Origin of the sequence: Methylobacterium sp. PvR107 (genome assembly GCF_017833295.1) — a bacterium.
Lineage (GTDB): Bacteria > Pseudomonadota > Alphaproteobacteria > Rhizobiales > Beijerinckiaceae > Methylobacterium.
Genome location: NZ_JAFIBW010000001.1, coordinates 6,161,301 through 6,182,500 on the forward strand (window position 1 = coordinate 6,161,301; position 21,200 = coordinate 6,182,500).

Consider the following 21,200-nt stretch of genomic DNA (forward strand, 5'->3'; position numbering starts at 1 on the left):
GCGGCGGTGCGGGCGAAGCTTCGAACGCCTGCATTCAAAATGCAATTACGGGGCAGGGCGGCGGGACGCGGATCGAGAACACGTGACCGGGCCGCGCGGTTTGGCCGGCGCGTCGCCCGCGAGCGCCTCGGCCGCGTAGCGCGCACGGGCCGCCGCGTCCGGCGACAGCCCGGCCCGGGCGCACCAATCCGCGAAGGCATCCGGCGCGATCGGGACGCGCACGACCGAGACGCCGCTGCGCTGGACCTCCCGCTCCATCTGCTCGGTGGCGACGCGCCACGTCTCGTAGAGCGGGGGCAGCTTGTCGCCGTCCGCGAGGCTCGCCCGCAACGCCGCGTAGCGGTCCGGTTCATACCAGGGCAGGCCGACACGGCGGGGGCGGTCCATCATGGGTCCCTTCGAACGGTCACGCTGACGGGGCATCAACACTCCGAGACCGCCGCCGGTTCGGCCGCGCCGTCCCGGCTCAGCGCTCCGCCGGCCCGAGGGTGTCGGCCGCGTAGGCCTCCCGGGCTCCGAGCGGCCTCGGCCGCCCCGTCGTGCTGTCGCGCGCCGTCTGTCGCTCGATCTCGGCGTTCAGCTCGGCCCCGAGCAGCACGATGACGACCGAGAGCCAGATCCACGTCATGTAGCCGACGGCCGCGCCGAGCGAGCCGTAGACCCTGTTGTAGCTGTCGAAGCTGGCCACGTACCAGGAGAAGGAGACGGAGGCGCAGACCCACGAGACGGAGGCGGCGACGCCGCCCCAGCTCACCCAGCGCCATTTGGCCTCGCGCCGGCTCGGACCGTAGCGGTAGGTCAGGGCCAGGCCGAAACCGACGAGGAGCAAAAGCCCGGGCCAGCGGACGATGCGCAGCGTCACGTCGGTCAGCACGCCGAGGCCGAGCCGGTCGAGGACGATCGGCAGGATCACCACCATGCCGGTGGCCGTGAGGGCGAACAGGATCCCGGTGAGCGTGAACAGGAGCGTCGTGGCGTAGAGCCGGACCAGCGAGCGCTTCTCGCGCTCCTTGTAGATCACGTTGAGCGCGTCGAAGAGGGCGCTCACCCCCGAATTGGCGCTCCAGAACGCGATCGCGACGCTCGCGAGCGAGGCCGTGCCGAGGGCGCCGGTACCCTGCCTGGCGATCCGGACCAGCTGGTCGGACAGGAGCGCGAGGACATCGTTGGGCAGCACGCCCGCGAGCAGGCTCACGTGCTGGCTGATGACGTGCGGGTCCGAGAACAGGCCGTAGACCGACACGATGGTGGCGAGCGCCGGGAAGGTCGACAGCAGGGCGAAGAACGCGACGCCCCCCGCCGTGGCGAGCAGGCGGTCGCGCGGCACGGCGCGCAGGACGCGCCAGAGGATGTCCCGCCACCCCGGGGCCGGGATCTCGGCGGGATCGTCGGCGTCACGCCCGCGGCCGGGCTCGCGCGCGGAGCGGCGGGCGTCACCCGGATCGGGCCGCCGCGTGCCGACGGAGCGCCAATCCTCGCCCGCATCCTCGTCCTGAGTCTCGTCCGGCCTCACGAGTGATCCTGCGCGGCGTTTCCCGGCGCGCAGTATGACGCGGATTGGCGGCGCGCCAACAGACGCGGCCGCGGCTGTCGGCGCGCCGAGACAGGCGCACCGCCTGCGCCCGTGAACCGCCTGTTAAGCCTCTTGGCGCTTCCTCGTGGCCCGGAAGGCCCGCCCCGCCCGGGCGCCCGAGACCATCGAGACGCCGCGCTTGTCCCACGCACGCGCCCACGACCCCGCCGCGCGCTTCGGCGCGGCGACCGGAACCGGCCGCGCGGCGCCGGGCCCGGATTGCCTGCTGACGATCCTGATCCCCTGCCTCAACGAGGCGGAGACGCTGGCGGCCTGCATCCGCCACGCCCTGGCCTATCTCGCGGAATCCGGGGTGGCGGGCGAGGTGCTGGTCGCCGACAACGGCAGCACCGACGGCTCTCAGGCCATCGCGGCGGCGCTCGGCGCCCGGGTCATCCCGGTCGCGGTGCGCGGCTACGGCGGCGCCCTGGCCGGCGGCATCGCGGCGGCGCGCGGGCGCTACGTCATCATGGGCGACGCCGACGACAGCTACGACCTGCGCAACCTCGACGCCTTCGTGACCGAGCTGCGGGCCGGCGCCGACCTGGTGATGGGCAACCGCTTCCGCGGCGGCATCGGGGCCGGCGCGATGCCGTTCCTGCACCGCTACCTCGGCAACCCGGTCCTGACCGCGATCGGCCGCCTGCTGTTCCGGAGCCCGGTGCGCGACTTCCATTGCGGCCTGCGCGGGTTCGACCGCGCCCGGATCCTCGGGCTCGGCCTGCGAACCACCGGCATGGAATTCGCCAGCGAGATGGTCGTCCGGGCGAGCCTTTCGGGCCTGGTGATCCGGGAGGTGCCCACCACCCTGCGCAAGGACGGGCGCAGCCGGCCGCCGCACCTGCGCACGTGGCGCGACGGCTGGCGGCACCTGCGCTTCCTGCTCCTGCACAGCCCGCGCTGGATGTTCCTCTATCCCGGCCTGGCGCTGTTCCTCGGCGGCGCGATCCCCGCCCTGGCGCTGCTCGGCGGCCCGCGCCACCTCGGCCCGCACCTGTCGCTCGACATCCACACCTTCGTGGTCGCCTGCGTGGCGATGCTCGTCGGCATCCAGATCGTCACCTTCGGCATGATCGCCCGGCGCTACGCCGCACGGCAGGGGCTGCTGCCCGGCGGCCGCCACGGCCGCGTGCTCGGCGCGCTGAGCCTCGAGACCCTGCTCATCGCCGCCTTCCTGCTCCTGGCGGCCGGCGGTGCCGGGATCGGGTGGTCGGTCCTCGCCTGGAGCCGCACGGGCTTCGGCGAGCTCGCCGGCGGCGCGCTGCTGCGGCCGCTGATCCTCTCGGCCTGCTCGGTGGCGGCTTCGGTGCAGCTGGCCTTCTCGGCCTTCCTGCTCGGCATCCTCGAGCTGCCCGGCGGCGATGCCCGCGCCCGCCTGGCGGGCCTGCACGCGGCGATCGGGGCGGCCGAGGCCTAGCATGGCGGAGATCCGGCACCTGATCGTCACCGGGGCGAGCGGCTATGTCGGCCGCGGCCTCGTCGCCGCCGCGCTCGCCGAGGGACGCGCCGTCACGGCGCTCGGGCGCGGGTCGCACGGGCTGCCGGCCGGCCTCCGGATCGTGCCCTGGAGCCTCGGGGAGCCCCTGCCGCCCGCCTGCCTCGACCCGGCCCTGCCGCCGGACCGCCAGGCGCTGGTCCACCTCGCCCATGACTGGCGCGAGCGGGCGCCGGGGGACGACCGCAACCGCGCGGGCACCCGCCTGCTCCGGGACGGGGCGCGGGCCCTCGGCCTCCGCCGGATCGTGTTCGCGTCCTCGCAATCGGCCCGGCCCGACGCGCCCAACGCCTACGGGCGCGCGAAATGGGCGATCGAGCAGCTGTTCGACGCCCCCGGCGAGCTCTCCCTGCGGATCGGCCTGGTCTACGGCGGCCCGCCGATGGCGATGTACGGCCTCCTCCGGCGCCTCGCGCGGCTGCCGGTGATCCCGATGGTCGCCCCCGGCACGCGCGTCCAGCCGATCCACCGGGCGGAGGTCGCGCGCGGCCTCCTGCTCGGCCTCGACGGGCCGCTTTGCGGTGCCGTCGGCCTCGCCGGCCCGGTCCCGGTCACGTTCGGGGCCGTGCTGACCACGCTGGCTCTCGGCACCGGCGGCCGGCGGCCCACGATCGTGCCGATCCCGCTGCGCCTCGCGCTCCTCGGCTGCGCGGCGCTGAACGCGATCCCGTTCGGCCCCCGGATCGACCGGGAACGCATCCTCGGCCTCGCCGGCACGCGGCCGATGCCGACCGCAGCCGATCTGGCGCGCCTCGGGCTGCAGGTCCGCCCGCTCGCGGACGGCCTCCTCGGCGAACCCGCCACCCGCAGGGCGCTCCTGGAAGAGGGCCGGATCCTGGAGCGCTACGTCCTGCGCGCGCGGCCGGGCGGCGCCCTCGTCCGGCGCTACGTGCGGGCCCTGACCCGCGACGGCGCGGTCCCGCCGCTGGCGCTGCCCCTGCCGGTCCGGGCCGCGCCGGGGCTGCTGCGCTTCATCGAGCCCCTCGACCGGAACGCGCCGCTCGCCCGGCGCCTCGCCCTCGCCATGCGGCTCGTCGAGGCGAGCCCCGCCGGCGAGGCGGCGCTCGGCCGGCACGGCCGGGCGCGGCGGCTCGCCGGCCTCGCCGCCGACGGCGCGCTCGAGGCCCTGGCGCTGCCGTTCCGCGCCACCCGCGCCCTGCTGCGATGACGGCACCGGACGCCGACGTCGTCGTCGTCGGCAGCGGGCCGGCGGGCGTCAGCGCCGCGTGGCCCCTGGCGGAGGCGGGCCTGCGCGTCATCCTGCTCGACGCCTCGGAGCCGGACGCGGGCCCCGGCCTCGCCCCGGCCCGGCACCGGGCCGATCCGGACCATTGGAAGACGCGCTTCGGCGCCGACCTCGCGGCGGTCGAGGCGCCGCCGGACGTCTCGCCGAAATTCGGCACCCCCCGCGCGCGCGCCGCGCGCGCCGGCTTCCCGGATCGGATCGGGCTCTCGACCGCCGGCTTCTTCGCCGCCGGCTCCCTCGGGCGCGGCGGCCTCTCGACGATCTGGGGGGCGCTCGCGACACCGTTCACCGCCGCCGAGCGCGCCGGCCTGCCGTTCCCCGCCGCCGAGCTCGACGCCGCCTACGCGCGCGTCTCCCGCAGGATCGGGCTGGGCCGGCCCGCCCCGCCATCGAGCCCGGCGGCCCGGTTCGTCCTGGCGCGGCACGCCTCGCGGCCCGGGCGGGACGGCGTACGTCTGGAGCCGGCCCCGAACGCCGTACTGGACGCGCCCCGCGACGGCCGGCAGGCCTGCAATCTGTGCGGGCTGTGCCTCTACGGCTGCGACCGCGGCAGCATCTACGCCAGTGATCTGGAACTGCCGGCCCTGACCCGCCGGCCGAATCTTTCGTATCGGCCCGGCCATCTGGTCCGCGCCGTCGAGGCCGACGGTGCGGGCCACCGCCTCCGTGTCGAGACGCGGGGCGGGGCCGTGACCGTGACGGCGCCCCGGGTGGTGCTCGCCGCCGGCACGATCGCCACGACCGGGCTCGCCTTGGCGCGGCTCGGCCTGTTCGACCAACCGGTGCGGCTCCTCAGCAACCCGGCGGCGGCGGCGGCCTTCCTGGTGCCCCGCCTCGTCGGGATCGACCGGCCCGCGGGCGGCCTGGGCCTCGGGCAGGTGTTCTACCGGGCGGGCGACGCGGCGGGCGTCCTCTACGGCGCCGACACGCTCCCCCTCGACATGCTGGCCGGGCGCCTGCCGGTCGGGCGGCCCTTCGCCCTGCGCGTGGCCCGGGCGCTCGCGCCGGCGCTGCTGCTGGCGACCTGCTACCGGCCCGGCGCGCAGAGCCGGAACACCCTGACGGTGTCGCGGGAGGACGGTTCGACCCGGCTGTCGATCCGGGGCGAGCGGACGGCCGAGGCCACGGCGAGCCTCAGGGCGGACCTGTCCCGGCTCGGGCGCGCCCTGCGGCGCGCCGGCGCGCTGGCCCTGCCGGGCTCGACCGCGATCCTGGAGCCCGGGGCGGACGCGCATTACGCGGGGACGCTGCCCATGGGCGAAGGCATGAGCGGAGGCATGGGCGAAGGCATGAGCGGGGCCGGCCCGGCCGCCACGACGGCGGAGGGCGAGCTGGCCGGTGCGCCGGGCCTCTACATCGCCGACGGCGCCGCCCTCCCGACGCTGCCGGCCACGCACCCGACCCTGACCATCATGGCCAATGCCGACCGGATCGGCCGCGCGCTCGCTCGGCGTGCGCAGGCCGGCGAAGACCCGCGATGACCGGCGCGCTCCCCCTGCAGCCGGATCGCGGGCGCTCCGGGCTCCCGGCCCGAGCCGAGGCGCCGGCGACCCGGGCCGGGACGGACGGCGCAGCCCTGCCGGGTCTCTTGCCAGGTCTCTTGCCGGGTCTCTTGCCGGGGCTTTCGCCGGGGCGCGGGCCGCGCTGGATCGACCGGACCGCCCTCGGGCTGACGGCCGCGGCGTTCCTGGCCTATCTCTGGGTCGCCCTCGCGGCCTCCCGGAAACCCTACTGGATGGACGAGGTCCTCGCGGTCTGGACGGCGCGGCGCGGCAGCGTTGCGGCAGTGTGGGACGCGCTGAGCCAGGGCGCCGAGTTCTCGCCCCCGCTCTACCATGTTGTGCTGCGGGCGATCCTGGCCGCCGGGTTCGACGAGCCCGTGATCCTGCGCCTGCCCTCGATCCTGGCGATCGCCACCGTCGCGCTCGCCGCCTTCGTGCTGGCGCGCCGGCGGTTCACCCTCCCGGTGGCGTGCCTCGCCCTGGTCTTCTGCCTGTCGGGCCCCCTGGTCACCTACGCCATCCAGGCCCGGCAATATGCCGGCGTGGCGGCCTGCTTCGCGCTGGCCTGCACGCTCTGGGACGGGCCGGCCGAGCGGCCCGTCTCCGGCCGGCGCGCGCTCGGGATCGCGCTCCTGCTCGCGCTCGCCGTGGGGATGCATTTCTACGCGATCCTGCTGGCCGCCGCCCTGGGCCTGATGGAGCTCGTCTGGATGCTCCGTCACCGGCGCATCCGGTGGCCGATCGTCCTGGCGCTTCTCGCCGCCGCGGCCTCGCTCCTGCTCTGGCTCCCGATCATGCGGGCGGTGAGCGCCTACAACCATGGGGACACGGCCGCGCCGGACTACTACGCGCGGCCGACGATCGAGCGCCTGATCGCCACCTATGTCGAGCTGGCCGGCGGGGACGATCTGCTGCCGCCGGCACCCCTCGTGATCCTGCTGGTGGCGGTCGGCGTCCGGCTGCTCGCCGGCCGCCGCGGCGCCGCGCAGGGAGACGGCCTCGGCCTCGTCGCCGGAATCACCTGCGCGGTCCCCCTGCTGGTCTTCGCCTTCGCGGCCGTCGTGACCGGGACGTTCAACGCCCGCTACGTGATCGTGACGGTGCTGGGCGTCAGCCTCCTGGTCGCGCAGGGGGTCGCCGCGCATCGGCGCAGCGGGCTCATCGCCTGCATCCTGATCGGGGTCGCGGCCGCCGGCCTTCTCTGGAATGCGGGCAAGCCGTGGACCTTCCGCAGGGAGGCGGCGATCGACCTCGCGACCCGCGCCCCGCCGGGCCTGCCGATCGCGACCGGCAACGGGCTGCGCTTCTTCGAGATCTACGACGGGGTCGACGGGGCGACGCGCAGCCGGCTGGCCTTCCTGCAGGTCCCGGACCTCAGCCGGAGCCCGGATCCCACCAACGATCATCAGGTCGCGCGCTGGGCGGGGATCGATCCTGCGCTTCCGATCGGGCCGATGGACGCGTTCCTCGCCGCCCATCCCGATTTCCTGCTCTACACCGACACGACCGTTCCGGATCAGGCCGCGGCGCTTCTGCGGGAGCGCGGCTACACGGCCACGCCGATCCTCGCACGCGCCGGGATGAGCCTCCAGCTGGTCCGCCGTCCGGCCGCGGAGCGTCCGGATCTGGCCGGGAACCGGCGCTGACGCGCGGCACCCGACACGCGGGCGCAGCCGTCTCCGGAACCGAAGGCCACGCGGAGAGGACTTGCCCCGTGGCGCGGGGCCACCGACCCCAGGGCCCAAAACCGCGCTCTGCTCGCGGGTGCCGGCGCCCGGCGCCTCAGTGGCGCGGCTCGTCCTCCGGCTCGGGCAGGAAGCGGGCGAGTTCGAAGCCGATCTCGATCATCAGGTGCTCGATGCGGTTCGTGAGCGCGGGCCGGTGCAGGGCGCGGGCGAGATCGCGCAGGGCGATGATGTGCTCCGCCATCCGGTTCACGACGCGCTCGCTCTGCACGAGATTGGCCGCCTGCTCCTCCGTCCGGTCGATGGCGATGCCGCGGCCCCGGATCGCCCGGCCGGCCGGATCGCGCTCGATCCGGCCGCGCATCAGAAGGGTGCGGATGCCGGTCCGGGTGTCCCGGGTGCGGAACTCGGCCTCCATGGGACCGCCGGTCTCGGCCACCGCGTGCAGGTAGCTCTCGATCCGGATGCGGTCCTCGGGATGGGTGCGGTCCAGGAAGGCTTCGAGGGACACGCCGCGCGCGGCCGCCTCCGGGTCGAGGCCGAGCAGGGCCGCCAGGGAGGCCGAGAGGGCCAGCTGTCCGGCCCAGTAATCGTGGACCCACGTGCCGACCACGCCCGAGGCGTCCAGGACGGATTGCGGGATCGGGGCTTCGGCCATGCCATTCCTCGCCGAGACGTCCGAGATCTCTAAACTTGAGGTTTCCACCTCCAGCAAGCTCCTCATCTCACCTACGAGCACGCTACGGTATCCTGGTGGCGCTGGGAAGGCTGTTAACCCATTCTCTGCCAGGAATCTTAACCTGAAGTTTAAGAACCTGTCGCGGAGGATTGTCCCGAGCCGGCAGGAATCCCGGCAGGGTGCCCTCTTAACCCCCCGTTAACCATATCGGCCCCACCGTGCTCAGGAGCATCCTTGGGTCACAGGATCGTGGCACGCCGCCACGCAGTCACCTGAGGTTGATCCCGTTGGTGCAGCGACCGGGAGTCGCGGCCGCCCGGACGGAGTCACGGGGCCTTCTGGAGGACGCCCAGGATGAAAGCGATCACCTTCGTCACGCAGAAGGGCGGCAGCGGCAAGAGCACGCTGTGCATCTCGCTGGCTGTGGCCGCCCGGGAGGCGGGCCATACGGTCTGCATCCTGGAGATGGACCGCCAGGCCACGATCTCGGACTGGCTCGACCACCGCACGGCCGACGGCCCGGAGGTCGCCCAGATCGACGCCACGCAGATCGACGCCGTGATGGAGCGCCTGCGCGACTCGGCCTACGATTACGTGTTCATCGATACGCCGGGCGTCGATTCCACCGGCACCCTGTCGGCGATCCGCGCGGCGGATCTCTGCATCATCCCGTGCCGGCCGACGCCCGCGGACCTGCGCGCCTTCAAGCCGACGCTGGCGGCCGTCTACCGGCTGGAGAAGAAGTTCGCCTTCGTGCTGAACCAGACGCCGCCGCGCTCGTACCGGGTCCGCGACGCGGCGGACGGGCTCGCGGTGCTCGGCATCCTGCCCGACGTGAACATCGTCGCCCGCACCGACCATCAGGACGCGATCGGCCTCGGCCAGGGCGTCACCGAGTTCAACCCCAAGGGCCAGGCCGCCGGGGAGGTCCGCCGCCTCTGGTCCTGGATCGAGCGCCGCACGCAGTCCCTGAGGACGGGTCAGAATGTCCAAGCCGCCTAAGCTGAGTCTCGCGGCCATCGTCGCCTCGGCGAGCCCGCCGGCCAGATCCGCCCCGGCGATTCGGCTTCAGGGCGCCGAGATCGTGGCGCTAGCCCTCGCGCCGCCGGCGCCGAAGCCGGCTTCCACGCTCAAGCAGCGCGCCCGCCAGATGTCGGTCTACCTGGAGCCGCCGGTCTACGATCAGTTGCGGGATCTCGCCTATGCCGAGCGGACCAAGATGCACGCGCTCCTGCTGGAAGGTCTCGACCTGCTGTTCAAGCAGCGCGGCGCCCGGTCCATCGCGCAGCTGACCGACACGCAGGGCCGCTGAGGGCGGTTCGCGGTCCCAGGGCATCGTACACGACCCGGGCACCCTCGTCGCCGAACGCGGCGCGGGTTCCATCGCCCGTGCGGGCGACCGGACTTACCCGTCGTAGGCGGCCCGGCTGCAGGACGATGCACGGGTCGCCACGCTCGTGCGGGAGAGGGACGGGGTGAGGGATCGGGTCTTTCGGAGAAGGCCCGCCCTGATCGCGCGTCGATGACGCGCCCGATCCTGAGCGTTCTCGTCCCTCACCCCAACCCACTCCCGCACGGGAGGCGGGGGCCCGTCGCGCCTCGCTGAAGACGATGTGTGCAGGTCGTAGCCCGCCTGGGCGAGGGGCGCGTTGCGGTCGTCAAAACCCTCGGTGCACCACACGCGTGTCCTGTGATCCCAGGGTCTGAGCACGGCCGCGCGCGCTGGCGGGATGGGGCCTGCAGCGCGCCGGGCCCGTTCCCCATCCCTTCCGCGAGCGGGGTCGCCCAAGGGGCAGCCTGAATCGGCACGGGTCGGGACGAGGTCTCGCAGATCGGGACCCCCGCTTCCCTGAGGGGCGCAGCGTCCACGGAGGCCGCCGCCTGGTCGCGCCCCATCACGTCCCGTCACGCCTGCCCTGAGACCACCTGCCTCGCAGAGGCGGCGGCCGCCTGTTGCGGCCCGATCGGATCGGCTCGGAGCCACGCATCATTCGGGATGACATTTGCGGGCCCAAGGATCTTTCCGGACGCAAGACCTTGCGAATTTTCCAGGGACTCACTTTTCCTGCGCGATCGACTGACGTCGTGAGGTCATCACGCATCCGATCATTCCGTCGACGCAAATCGCGAAATCTTCCGCAGAGGTTGATTTCCGGACAACAATTTGCTGCATTTGGTCTCGGCCTGCAGATATCTGACCCGGCAGAGTGCGGAGACTTCATTGATCAATTCTTGGTTGAGTCATCTTCGAGCGCCAACTGCTTTCCGCCGCGGCATCAGCCTATCAAGCCGCGCGACGTTCATCGTCCTGGCCGTCGTCTGCACGTCCTTCATCGCCTGCTCGAGCTACATCTACGCCACGCAATCCGTGATCTTCCGGGCGAGTCTCGAGAAGAGCATGTCCAACCTGAGCGCCGCATCGGCGCGCAGCGTCGGCCATTGGTTGACCGGCAAGGTTCAGTTGATCCAGCTCATGGCGCAGCAGAGCGCGGTCGTCGGCGTCGGATCGAAGGTCAGCGACGTGCTCGGCTTGCCGCTCCCGCGCGAGACCTTCCTGAGCAGCTACGTGGGCGGGCTGGACGGCCACTTCGTCCAGGTTCCAGCGCTGCCCCTTCCGCCCGGCTTCGATCCGCGCACGCGGCCCTGGTTCAAGCAAGCCGTCGCGGCGGGCGGGCCGATCCTGACCGAACCCTACATCTCGGCGGGCGGGACGTCGGGGAAAGACGAATTCACGATTACCGTGGCGACCCCGGTCCTGGACAGCACGCACACTCTCCTCGGTGTGCTCGGCGGCGATTTCGACCTCGCCGGGCTCGCCCGGCTGATCGGGGGGATCGAGGAATCGGGAACGGGCGGGCCAAGCTACGGCTACCTGGTTTCCGGCGCGGGCAACGTGCTGATCCATCCCCGCGGCGCGCTCGTCGGCAAGCCGCTCACGGATCTGATCGCCGGGCCGCTCCCCAAGATCGAGCCGGGCACCGTGCTGGAGACCCATGAGGGCGACAGGGCGACCTACACGGTCTTCGCCCGCATTCCGAACCTGCCCCCGTCTCTCGACTGGTATTTCGCCCTCTCGGTCGACGGCGCCACGGTCGCCGCACCGATCACCCGCATGGCCCGGGACATGGCTTGGTCCACCCTGATCGCCCTGGCTCTGGTCGCCCTCGTGGTCAGCCAGATGATGGTGCGGATCGTGGCACGTCCGCTGAACCGGCTGGTCGCGGATCTGCAGCGGATGAGCCGGGGCGAGCGTGACGCCGCCATCGCCGAGGCGCAGCGCCGGGACGAGATCGGGCTGGTCGGACGGGCCGTGGAGGGCATCCGGGCCCTGGTGGCGGAGAAGGCCCGCGCGGAGGCGGAGGTCCGGCGCTCGACCGCAGAGGCGGCGGCGGGCGAGCGCCGGGGCGCGATGCTCGCGCTGGCCGACGGGTTCGAGCGGGCGGTGGGCGCCGTGACCGGCTCGGTGGCGGCCGCGGCGGCGGCGCTGCAGGAGACCGCGCGGATTCTGAGCGCCAGCGCGGGCGAGGCGGCCGCGCAATCGGCCGGGGCGGCCGCCGCGGCCGGGCAGGCCGCCGCCAACGTCCGCATGGTGGCGGCCGCCGCCGAGCAGCTCGGTGCGAGCGTGCAGGAGATCGCCGGTCAGGTGGCGGGCTCGTCGCGCCTCGCCCAGACGGCGGTGGGCGAGGCGGACCGGACGGGCGGTCTGATGCAGGACCTGTCCGAGGCCGTGTCCCGGATCGGCGAGGCCGCCGGGCTGATCGCCGCGATCGCCGGCCAGACCAACCTGCTCGCGCTGAACGCCACGATCGAGGCGGCGCGCGCCGGCGAGGCGGGCCGGGGCTTCGCCGTGGTGGCGGCCGAGGTCAAGGCGCTGGCCGGCCAGACGGCGCGGGCCACCGAGGCGATCACCGGGCACATCGCGCGCATCCAGGGCTCGACCGGGCAGGCGAGCGCGGCGATCGGCGGAGTCGTCGAGCGCATCCGGGACCTCAACGCCGTGACCGGCTCGGTGGCGGCGGCGGTGGAGCAGCAGGGCGCGGCCACGCAGGAGATCGTGCGCCATGTCGGTCAGGCCGCGATCGGCACCGACGCGGTCACGGCCAACATCACCGGCGTCGCCGATGCGGCCGGGCAGACCGGCACGGCCGCCCAGCAGGTCCTGGCCTCCGCGACCGAGCTGACCCGGCAATCCGACCGGCTCGGCCAGGAGGTCGCCCGCTTTCTCGAGACCGTCCGCGCGGCCTGAACGGCACGCGGGGCCGGGGCCTGAACCCCGGCTGCCGGCAGCGTTCAGGCTTCCTTTACGCAACCGATACAAGTGTGGGTGGACCCGGCCGGTGCTCGTTCGCACGGCCGGATTCGGTCCGCCGCCGGACCCCGGTCACGCGTAGAGTTTGGTGAACCCCACGATGGTGCGCACGACCCTTCCCCGGCCTGCGCGCCTCGCCCTGCGGCTCCTGGCCGTCTCGGGCGTGGCCCTGGCCACGGCCAATTGCGCCACCAATCCCCAGCAGCAGAAGCTCAGCACCGGCAACGGCGTCGACCCGAAATACGGGGTCAAGGCGAGCCCGCGCCTCTACAACGAGGGCGACGTGATCCCGAAGGGCGGCGGTCGCCGCTACACCGGCAAGCCCTACGTGGTCGCCGGCCAGACCTACGTGCCCAAGGAGGATCCGAACGGCTACGTGCGCGAGGGCCTCGCCTCCTGGTACGGCTCGGCCTTCCACGGGCGCATGACCGCCAACGGCGAGGTGTTCGACCGGCACTCGATCGCGGCCGCCCACCCGACCCTGCCGCTGCCGAGCTACGCACGGGTGACCAACCTCGAGAACGGCTACTCGATGGTGGTGCGCGTCAACGACCGCGGCCCCTACCATGCCGGCCGCGTCATGGACGTCTCGGAGGAGGCGGCCGACGCGCTGGGCTTCCACCGCCGCGGCACCGCGCATGTGCGCGTCGAGTATGTCGGCAAGGCCTCGGTCGCCGGCAGCGACGACCGCAAGCTGCTCGCGAGCCTGCGCACCGACGGGCGTCCCGCCGGCCGCTCCGCCGTGATGGTGGCCGATCTCGGCCCGACCGAGGACACGGAACGCTACACGCGCTCCGCCCCGGCGCTCGCCTTCAAGCCGGCCCAGGATTCCGCTCCGGAGCCCGCTGAAACGCCGGCGCCCCGGCCCGAGAGGGCGGCCCCGGTGCGCGCGCCGATCGTGCTCGCCTCGGCGGCCGTGACGGTCCCGGCGGCCGTGCAGCCCACCGCGACGCGGGTGCGGGAGTTCCGGCCGCAGCCCGTGCCGGCGGCCGCATCACGGGGCACCGCCCCGACGGTGGCGGGCCTCAACCCGGCCCTGGCCCATGGCGCGCCGCCGGCGACGGGGCGCGGGACCGTCCTGAGGACCGCCGCGGCGGGCCACATGGCGCCCGTGCAGGCCGCCCTGCGGCCGACCGCATCGCCCGGCCCCGCGCGGCTCGCCAAGGCCGGTCCCGCAGCGCTGCCGCCCGCGGCCAAGCTCGCCATGGCGCGCCTCGCCAGTGCGGCGGCGCCGAAAGCCCCCGCGGCGGCGGCGAAAGCCCCCGCGGGCGCGGCTTTCCCGTCCAGGGCCTCCGGAACCGCGGGGATCACCAAGATTGCCGCGACCGCCCGGTCGGCGACACCGGCCAAGGGGGCGGCGCCCGCCGGCGCGCACCACCCCCGCCTCGCCGGGATCTACTGAGGCCGGCCCGACGGCGGCCCCCGCCGTCGGCTGCCACTGGATCGCGATGCGGCATTTCGCATTCGATCCCAGCGCGAAACCGTAATATGGTCACGCTTGTTATCCGGAAACGGCCGAGGCTCTCGCGGCCCGACGGCAGGCGTGGGACGGAACGGCGATGCGCAGACCCCTTCTCACCCTCCTCGCGGCCGCCTGCGCCCTTGCCGCCGGCCTTTCCGCCGCTGCCGCCCAGGGCTTCCAGACCGCGGCCCCGCACGCGATCCTGATCGACGCCGATTCCGGCTCGGTCCTGTTCGAGAAGGCCGCCGACGAGCGCTTCTCCCCGGCCAGCATGGCCAAGCTGATGACCACCGACATCGTGTTCGAGGCGCTGAAATCCGGCCGCCTGTCGATGGACACCGAGTTCACCGTCACCGAGGACGCGTGGAAGCGCGGCGGCGCGGGCGGCGGCGGCTCGTCGATGTTCGCGCAGGTCAACAGCCGCATCAAGATGGCGGACCTGCTGCGCGGCCTGATCGTGCAGTCGGGCAACGACGCGGCGATCACCATCGCGGAGAACATGGCCGGGTCGGAGGAATCCTTCGCGGGGCTGATGAACCAGCGCGCCAAGGAGATCGGGCTGACCAACTCGACCTTCCGCAACGCCACCGGCTACGCGGCGCCCGACCAGAAGGTCACGGCCCGGGACATGGCCAAGCTCGCGCTGCACATCATCGAGACCTATCCGGATTACTACAAGATCTTCGCCGAGAAGGAGTTCACCTGGAACAAGATCCGCCAGCAGAACCGCAACCCGCTGCTGACCCTCGACATCGGCGCGGACGGGCTCAAGACCGGCTACCTGGAGGAATCCGGCTACGCGCTCACCGGCTCGGCGGTGCAGAACGGCCAGCGGCTCGTGCTGGTGGTCTCGGGCCTCAAGACCGCCCGGGACCGCGCCGCCGAATCGCGCAAGCTGATGGAATGGGGTTTTCGCGCCTTCGAGCCCCGGCAGATCTTCGCGCCGGGCGAGACCGTGGCCGAGGCCTCGGTGTTCGGCGGCCAGTCGGGCTCGGTGCCGCTGGTGGCGAAGAAGCCCGTGCGGGTGCTGCTGCCGCGGGGCTCCAGCGACCGGGTCAGCGCCAGGGCGATCTATACCGGGCCGCTCATCGCCCCCGTGGCGGAAGGCCAGCGGGTCGGGATCCTGCGCGTCCAGCGCGGCGACACCGTCGCCCTCGACCAGCCGCTCTTCGCCGGCGCCGCGGTGGAGCCCGGCACCCTGACGCAGCGGGCGATGGATGCGGCGCTGGAATTCGGCACCGGCCTCGTCCGCAAGGCCCTCGACCGGGCCGGCAAGGGCAGCGACAAGGGGGGCGACAAGGGGGCTGCCGGGGCGGCCAACCCGTCGTGACGGCGCGCGCGTGACCGTGCCGCGGCCCGGGAATCCCGCGCAGGCGGGCGGCGCCTTCATCACCTTCGAGGGCGGGGAGGGCGCCGGCAAGTCGACCCAGATCGCCCGCCTCGCCGCGACTTTGCGCGTGCGATCGGGCCGGCCCGTCTGCGTGACGCGCGAGCCCGGCGGCTCGCCGCGGGCGGAGGAGATCCGCACGGCGCTGCTCGACGGCGTCGCCAAGCCCTACGGCCCCTTCGCGGAGGCCCTGCTGTTCAGCGCCGCCCGGATCGACCATCTCGACCGGCTGATCCGCCCGGCTTTGCGCCGGGGCGAGACCGTGCTGTGCGACCGCTTCATCGACTCGACCCGGGCCTATCAGGGCGCCGCCGGGGGGCTCGATCCCGGGCTCGTGGATGCCCTGGAACGGGTCGTCGTCGGCCCGACCCGGCCCGACCTCACCCTGATCCTCGACCTCGCCCCCGAGGCCGGCCTCGCCCGCGCGGCCGGGCGCGGCGCCCGGACGGGGCAGGGGGCCGACCGGTTCGAGGCCGAGGCCCTCGACTTCCACGTCCGGCTGCGGGAGGCCTTCCTGGCGATCGCCCGGGCCGAGCCGGAGCGCTGCGCGGTGATCGACGCGTCCCGCGATCCCGACGCGGTCGAGGCGGCGATCCGCGCCGCCGTCGCGTCCCGGCTGCCGGCGCTCCTGCCCGACCGGCCGGAGGCGGAGGGCAGAAGCGGCGATGCGGCGTGAGTTGCGGTGCGACGCCATACCCGGCCCGACCGGTTCCATCCCCGTCGGCAACCGTGTCGGCGGCCCCGGCGGGAGCGCCGAGCCGACCCGAACCCGCGGGCAGCGCCCTGAAGCCCGTCCCATGAAGCCTGCCCCATGAAGCCCGTCCCATGAAGCCCGTCCCATGAAGCCCGTCCCATGAAGCCCGCCGACCGCGCCGCCGACGATGTCGAGCCCGGGGACCTCCCCGGGATCCCGCGCCCGCGCGAAACCCTGGGGCTGGTCGGCCACGCGGCCGCCGCCGAGTCCTTCGCGGCCGCGATCGCGGCGGGGCGCCTGCACCATGCCTGGCTGATCGGGGGCGCCCCGGGCATCGGCAAGGCGACCCTGGCCTACCGGGTCGCCCGGCGCCTGCTCGCCTACCCCGCGGGCGGGGGCCCGGCCGGCCTCGACGTGCCGGCGGGCAATGCCGTCACCGGCAAGGTGGCGGGCCTGTCGCACCCGAATCTCGTGGTCCTGCGCCGCCACCGGGTCGCCGGCGCCAAGGCGCTGCCGACCAAGATCTCGGTCGACATGGTGCGCCGGGCGCTCGACCTGTTCGCCGCGACGGCCACGGATTCCGGCTGGCGCGTCTGCATCCTCGACAGCGCCGAGGACCTGAACGTCAACGCCGCCAACGCCCTGCTCAAGGTCCTGGAGGAGCCGCCGCCCCGCGCGCTGTTCCTGATCCTGTCCCACCAGCCCGGCCGGCTGCTCCCGACCATCCGCTCCCGCTGCCGGGCGCTGATGCTGCGCTCCCTCCCGGCCGAGGACGTCGCCCGGGTGGTGCGCGGCCTGCCCGAGCCCTTCCCGCAGCCCGACGAGACCGCCCTGGCCCGGGCGCTGGCCCAGTGCGAGGGCTCGGTCGCCCGCGCGCTCGCGATGCTCGACCCGGTCACGTCCGGCCTCGTGGCCGAGATCGAGACCCTGCTGGCCCGGGCGCGCAATCCCGACTGGGGCCGGGTGCTCAAGCTCGCCGAGACCCTGGCGGGCCGCGACGCCGAGGCGCGGTTCGAGGCCGCCCAGGACGCGGTGCTGCGCTTCGTCTCGGCCGAGCTCGACCGGCGCCGGGACGAGCCCCCGGCCCGCCTCGCCGCCCTGGTCGAGGTCGCCGACCGGTTCGGCCGCACCGCCCGGGAGGCGGCGATCTACAACCTCGACCGGCGCCCGGTGGTGCTGTCGCTGTTCGGGGATCTGGCGGAGGTGGGGTAGGGCCTCGTTCCCGCGTTATCCATTTCCGAACGCCGGCGGTCACCTTATCGGCCGATGCTCTCACGCCCCGCCGCCGCGCACTCCTGGTTGAGCGCGAAGAGCCGCGCCAGAAGCTCCTCGTCGGAGAGATCGGTCGGCAGGCCGTAGGCCTGCGGCGTCGAGGCGGCAGTGGATTGCGTCCAGCCACGCCGGACGCTCGTTGTCGAGCTTGGTCAGCGTCCGCGTCTTGAGGGTTTTCGCGGCCTCCGCATCCTGGGGCAGCATGCAGTCGGGGTAGCGTTTGGGTTGCCCCGCCTCCAGCATCGCGGCCGTAGATCGGCCGGTCGAGGAAATGGGCCACCGCCCGGGGATCGTGCCGACGCTCCTGCAGGCGCTTGCCCAGCTCGCCGAACCGGGTGGCGACCTCCGCGGCCAGCGCCTGCGGGCTCAGGTCCGGCTTCAGCGCGTCCGAGCCGCGGAAGACATGGCGACGTCCGTCCAGGGGCGACGGCTCGCGCAGGTCGTCGAAACCGTCGGTGAGGGTACGCCGGACCGTGTTCGTCCAGTTGGTGTGGACGAGGATCCGCTCCATGTCGCAGACGACGAGGTAGGGCGGGTTCGCCGGATCGGGAGCGTCGATCTGGAGCTGGCGCAGGGCGGCGCTCAGGTCCTTGTGCTGGCCCTTGTACGCGGCCGCGAAGCAGCCGCGCTTCCACACGTCGGCCCAACCATCGCCGCCGCCGGCCTTCCGGACACCGCGCTCGAAGCGAGAGGTCGCGCCGGTGGCATCCTCCTCGGCGGGCGTCGTCTCCCCCAGGAAATGTCGGAGGTCGCTAAAGCGCTCCTGCGCGCCCTGGCGCTCGCGCAGCTCGCTGCGGCTCGCCTTCTCGATGAAGGCGGCGGGGGTCAGCGGCTCGGCGCGGGCTCGGCTTTGCCATGTCGCGCCGGCCGCCGCCAGCGAACCGATCCGGCCGGCACGGAAACCGCTCCGGACAAGTCCGCACCGGCCACCTCTACAGCCGGCGGCACGCCGTCCGTCCCTTGACAATATTCCTATTCTGTGCTTCCTAGCCGCACCTGCCCACGGCGGTTCGGGAGCGATCCCGGGGCGTCCTTCATGGGTCCCGTGCGGTGGCTGACCGGGCGGGTCCGGGGGTGGGGCGGCGCCCGCGTCGGTGGCTCTCAGCCGCCATCGCCCCGGGCGGCGTGCCCGGTACGGGGCGTGTCTCGGTGGCGGGCGTGAGACCGGGCGGCCCTTGGCCCGGCGGGGGCGGAAATGCCCCCGCGCCGACCCGCCTCTGGGCCGACCCTACGCATCCTGCGGATCCGCCCACGACGAGGCGGGCGAACGGCTGGAAGGCCACGGAGAGTGATAGCGGGTTCCGGAGGCGCGTGCGCCTCGCCTGAGACCGCTTGGCAGGCCGGCGCAGGACCGGGACGTCGCACAGACGCCGCGACGAGAAAGACGGCACCGGCCGGGGACCATGCCCGGCCGGTGCCGCGGGCGCCGCGGGGATCGGATCCCGCGCGTTGACTGGCCGACACCTGGGTTCCCGCGGCGTCCCGCGTCCCCTGTGGTCGCTTCTTGGGCCATGCCCCCGGCGCCAAACGGCGCGCGGGGACGATCGCGCATGGCGGGAGGGGGCCGGGGATCCCCCGCCTCCCGGGCCGGCCGACGACGCGATGGCGCCGGTCCCGCGGGCGGCAACGGTTGCGTCCCGGCTCCGGCCGCGCGACAACGCGGGCAGCCTTCCGCGCTCATCCGGAACACCACAGACGTGACGTCCAACGCCCCGGCGAATCCCCGAAAGACCTTCGGTCTCTCGACCGCGATCTCCTACCCCAACGGCGCGCCCCATATCGGCCACGCCTACGAGGTGATCGCCGCCGACGCGATCGCGCGCTTCCACCGGCTCGACGGCTACGACGTGCTGTTCTCCACTGGGACCGACGAGCACGGGCTGAAGATCCAGCAGGCCGCGACCCGGGCCGGCACCACCCCGCGCGCATACGTCGACGGCACCGCCGCCCGGTTCCAGGCGATGGCCGACCGGATGGACTGCGCCTACGACCGCTTCATCCGCACCACCGAGCCGGGCCATTACGCGGCCGCCCAGGCCATCTGGCGGCGGATGGAGGCCAACGGCGACATCTACCTCGACAAATATGCCGGCTGGTACTCGGTCCGCGACGAGGCCTATTACGACGCGTCCGAGACCCGGCTCCTGGAGGATGGCAGCCGCCGCAGCCTCGCCACCGACACGCCGGTCGAGTGGATGGAGGAGGAGAATTTCCTTTTTCGTTTGTCCGCCTACCAGGACAGGCTGCTCAAGCTCTACGACGAGCAGCCCGGCTTCATCGGGCCGGACACACGCAGAAACGAGGTGGCGAGCTTCGTGCGCTCCGGCCTCAAGGACCTCTCGGTCAGCCGCACCAATTTCGACTGGGGCGTGCCGGTGCCCGGCCATCCGAACCACGTCATGTACGTGTGGGTCGATGCGCTCACCAATTATCTCACCGTCACCGGCTTCCCCGACGAGTCCGATCCGCGAAAAAAATTCTGGCCGATGGATCTGCACATCATCGGCAAGGACATCGTGCGGTTCCACGCGGTCTACTGGCCGGCCTTCCTGATGTCGGCCGGGCTGCACCTGCCCAAGCGCGTCTTCGGCCACGGCTTCCTGCTCTCCAAGGGCGAGAAGATGTCGAAGTCGCTCGGCAACGTCCTCGACCCGTTCGAGCTCGCCGACACCTACGGGGTCGACCCGGTGCGCTACTTCGTGCTGCGCGAGGTGCCGTTCGGCGGCGACGGCAGCTACAGCCACGAGGCGATCATCGGCCGGATCAACGCCGATCTCGCCAACGATCTCGGCAACCTCGCCCAGCGCTCGCTCTCGATGGTCGCCAAGAATTGCGACGGCGCGGTGCCGGAGCCCGGTGCCCTGGATGCAGCCGACACGGCCCTGCTGGCCCAGGCCGATGCCCTGCCGGAGCGGGCCCGCACCCTGATGGGCGAGCTCGCGCTCCACACCGTCCTGGCCGAGATCTGGGCCGTGGTGGCCGAGGCCAACCGCTACTTCGCCGCCCAGGAGCCGTGGAAACTGCGCAAGTCCGACCCGGCGCGGATGAACGCGGTGCTCTACACGACGCTGGAATCCTTGCGCGTCTTCGGCATCCTGACCCAGCCCTTCGTGCCGGGGGCGGCGGCCAAGCTCCTCGACCTGCTGGCGGTGCCGGCCGACCGGCGCAGCCTCGCCGATGTGGGGGAGGGGGGCCGGCTGGTGCCCGGCACGACGCTCCCGGCCCCCGCGCCGATCTTCCCGCGCTTCGAGCGCCCTGAAAATCCGGCCGCCTGACGGCCCCGAGACCCGATGCTCATCGACAGCCACTGCCATCTCGACTTCCCGGATTTTTCCGCCGACCTCCCGGGCGTGATCGCCCGCGCCAGGTCGGCGGGCGTCACCGGGATGCTCACCATCTCGACGCGGGTCGCCAAGGCCGACACCTACCGGGCGATCGCCGAGGCCCATCCCGGAATCTGGCACACGATCGGCACCCATCCCCACGGGGCCGCCGAGGAGCCGGACGTCGCCGCCGAGACGATCGCGGGCCTCGCCCAGGCCAGCCCGCGCTGCGTCGGGATCGGCGAGGCCGGCCTCGACTATCACTATGCCGACGCCGCCCCCGAATCCGTGCAGGAGCGGGTGCTGCGCGCCCATATCGCGGCATCCCGCCTCGCTGGCCTGCCGCTCGTGATCCACGCCCGGGACGCCGACGACCACATGGCGCGGGTGCTCGCCGACGAGATGGGCCGGGCGCCGTTCCGGGCGGTGCTGCACTGCTTCTCGTCGGGGAGGCGGCTGGCGGAGGCCGGGGTGGAGCTGGGCCTCTTCGTATCGTTCTCCGGCATCGTCACCTTCCGGCGCTCGCACGACCTGCGCGACATCGCCCGGGGGGTGCCGCTGGACCGGATCCTG

At 73.4% G+C, this 21,200-nt stretch carries 17 protein-coding genes (1 of these 17 only partly in view); 14 read left to right on the forward strand and 3 right to left on the reverse strand.

All coding sequences use genetic code 11. The annotated features are described in order from the left end of the window. Nucleotides 1-45: 45 nt before the first annotated feature. Both JOE48_RS29215 and JOE48_RS29220 read right to left on the reverse strand, forming a co-directional pair. The gene (locus JOE48_RS29215; RefSeq protein WP_409518623.1) at nucleotides 46-390 is read right to left on the reverse strand and encodes a hypothetical protein; all 345 of its coding nucleotides are present in this window, start codon (nucleotides 388-390) and stop codon (nucleotides 46-48) included. 76 nt (nucleotides 391-466) lie between these two features. Beyond that, nucleotides 467-1,513, reverse strand: a complete 1,047-nt coding sequence (locus JOE48_RS29220; protein ID WP_210035209.1) for a YihY/virulence factor BrkB family protein — start codon at nucleotides 1,511-1,513, stop codon at nucleotides 467-469. 145 nt (nucleotides 1,514-1,658) lie between these two features. On the opposite strand from JOE48_RS29220, the gene JOE48_RS29225 reads away from it, so the two are divergent. The 4 genes from JOE48_RS29225 to JOE48_RS29240 are packed head-to-tail and all read left to right on the forward strand — an operon-like array spanning nucleotide 1,659 to nucleotide 7,462. After that, nucleotides 1,659-2,990, forward strand: coding sequence for a glycosyltransferase family 2 protein (locus tag JOE48_RS29225; RefSeq protein ID WP_312893395.1), 1,332 nt, complete (start codon nucleotides 1,659-1,661; stop codon nucleotides 2,988-2,990). A gap of 1 nt (nucleotide 2,991) precedes the next feature. Next, a complete protein-coding gene (locus JOE48_RS29230; RefSeq protein ID WP_210035233.1) occupies nucleotides 2,992-4,236 on the forward strand; it encodes an NAD(P)-dependent oxidoreductase in 1,245 nt (414 codons plus the stop codon). Further along, nucleotides 4,233-5,795: an FAD-dependent oxidoreductase gene (locus tag JOE48_RS29235; protein WP_210035235.1), complete on the forward strand. Its 1,563-nt coding sequence runs from the start codon at nucleotides 4,233-4,235 to the stop codon at nucleotides 5,793-5,795. Before JOE48_RS29230 ends, JOE48_RS29235 begins: the two co-directional genes overlap by 4 nt. Next, complete coding sequence (locus JOE48_RS29240) at nucleotides 5,792-7,462, forward strand: hypothetical protein (protein ID WP_210035236.1); 1,671 nt, start codon at nucleotides 5,792-5,794, stop codon at nucleotides 7,460-7,462. Before JOE48_RS29235 ends, JOE48_RS29240 begins: the two co-directional genes overlap by 4 nt. Before the next feature lie 136 nt (nucleotides 7,463-7,598). Here the strand turns inward: JOE48_RS29240 and JOE48_RS29245 are convergent, their stop codons facing one another. Continuing rightward, complete coding sequence (locus JOE48_RS29245; RefSeq protein WP_210035238.1) at nucleotides 7,599-8,159, reverse strand: PAS domain-containing protein; 561 nt, start codon at nucleotides 8,157-8,159, stop codon at nucleotides 7,599-7,601. 375 nt (nucleotides 8,160-8,534) lie between these two features. Between JOE48_RS29245 and JOE48_RS29250 the strand changes: the two genes are divergently transcribed. The 10 genes from JOE48_RS29250 to JOE48_RS29295 all read left to right on the forward strand — a co-directional run. After that, nucleotides 8,535-9,182, forward strand: a complete 648-nt coding sequence (locus JOE48_RS29250) for a ParA family protein (RefSeq protein WP_192709304.1) — start codon at nucleotides 8,535-8,537, stop codon at nucleotides 9,180-9,182. Then, nucleotides 9,166-9,492, forward strand: coding sequence for a ribbon-helix-helix domain-containing protein (locus JOE48_RS29255; RefSeq protein WP_210035240.1), 327 nt, complete (start codon nucleotides 9,166-9,168; stop codon nucleotides 9,490-9,492). The genes JOE48_RS29250 and JOE48_RS29255 overlap by 17 nt, the downstream gene beginning before the upstream one ends. Nucleotides 9,493-10,416: 924 nt before the next feature. Then, entirely contained in the window at nucleotides 10,417-12,426 is a 2,010-nt protein-coding gene (locus tag JOE48_RS29260; RefSeq protein ID WP_245253013.1) for a methyl-accepting chemotaxis protein, read from the forward strand. Between the two features lie 163 nt (nucleotides 12,427-12,589). Further along, nucleotides 12,590-13,891 carry a septal ring lytic transglycosylase RlpA family protein gene (locus JOE48_RS29265; RefSeq protein WP_210036121.1) on the forward strand — a complete coding sequence of 434 codons (1,302 nt, stop codon included), beginning with the start codon at nucleotides 12,590-12,592 and terminating at the stop codon, nucleotides 13,889-13,891. Between the two features lie 157 nt (nucleotides 13,892-14,048). After that, nucleotides 14,049-15,281, forward strand: a complete 1,233-nt coding sequence (locus JOE48_RS29270; RefSeq protein ID WP_210035241.1) for a D-alanyl-D-alanine carboxypeptidase family protein — start codon at nucleotides 14,049-14,051, stop codon at nucleotides 15,279-15,281. A gap of 10 nt (nucleotides 15,282-15,291) precedes the next feature. Beyond that, nucleotides 15,292-16,014 carry a dTMP kinase gene (tmk, locus tag JOE48_RS29275; protein WP_210035243.1) on the forward strand — a complete coding sequence of 241 codons (723 nt, stop codon included), beginning with the start codon at nucleotides 15,292-15,294 and terminating at the stop codon, nucleotides 16,012-16,014. A 177-nt stretch (nucleotides 16,015-16,191) separates the two neighbouring features. Then, nucleotides 16,192-17,244, forward strand: a complete 1,053-nt coding sequence (locus tag JOE48_RS29280; RefSeq protein WP_210035245.1) for a DNA polymerase III subunit delta' — start codon at nucleotides 16,192-16,194, stop codon at nucleotides 17,242-17,244. A gap of 352 nt (nucleotides 17,245-17,596) precedes the next feature. Beyond that, nucleotides 17,597-18,268 (forward strand): hypothetical protein, encoded by a 672-nt coding sequence (locus JOE48_RS29285; protein WP_210035247.1) that lies wholly within the window; start codon nucleotides 17,597-17,599, stop codon nucleotides 18,266-18,268. A gap of 733 nt (nucleotides 18,269-19,001) precedes the next feature. Beyond that, nucleotides 19,002-20,579 (forward strand): methionine--tRNA ligase, encoded by a 1,578-nt coding sequence (metG, locus tag JOE48_RS29290; protein WP_210035250.1) that lies wholly within the window; start codon nucleotides 19,002-19,004, stop codon nucleotides 20,577-20,579. A 15-nt stretch (nucleotides 20,580-20,594) separates the two neighbouring features. Next, nucleotides 20,595-21,200: the 5' portion of a TatD family hydrolase gene (locus JOE48_RS29295; RefSeq protein WP_210035251.1), read on the forward strand. Its footprint extends 195 nt past the window's final position; only the first 606 of its 801 coding nucleotides appear in the window; it begins with the start codon at nucleotides 20,595-20,597; the stop codon falls past the right edge of the window.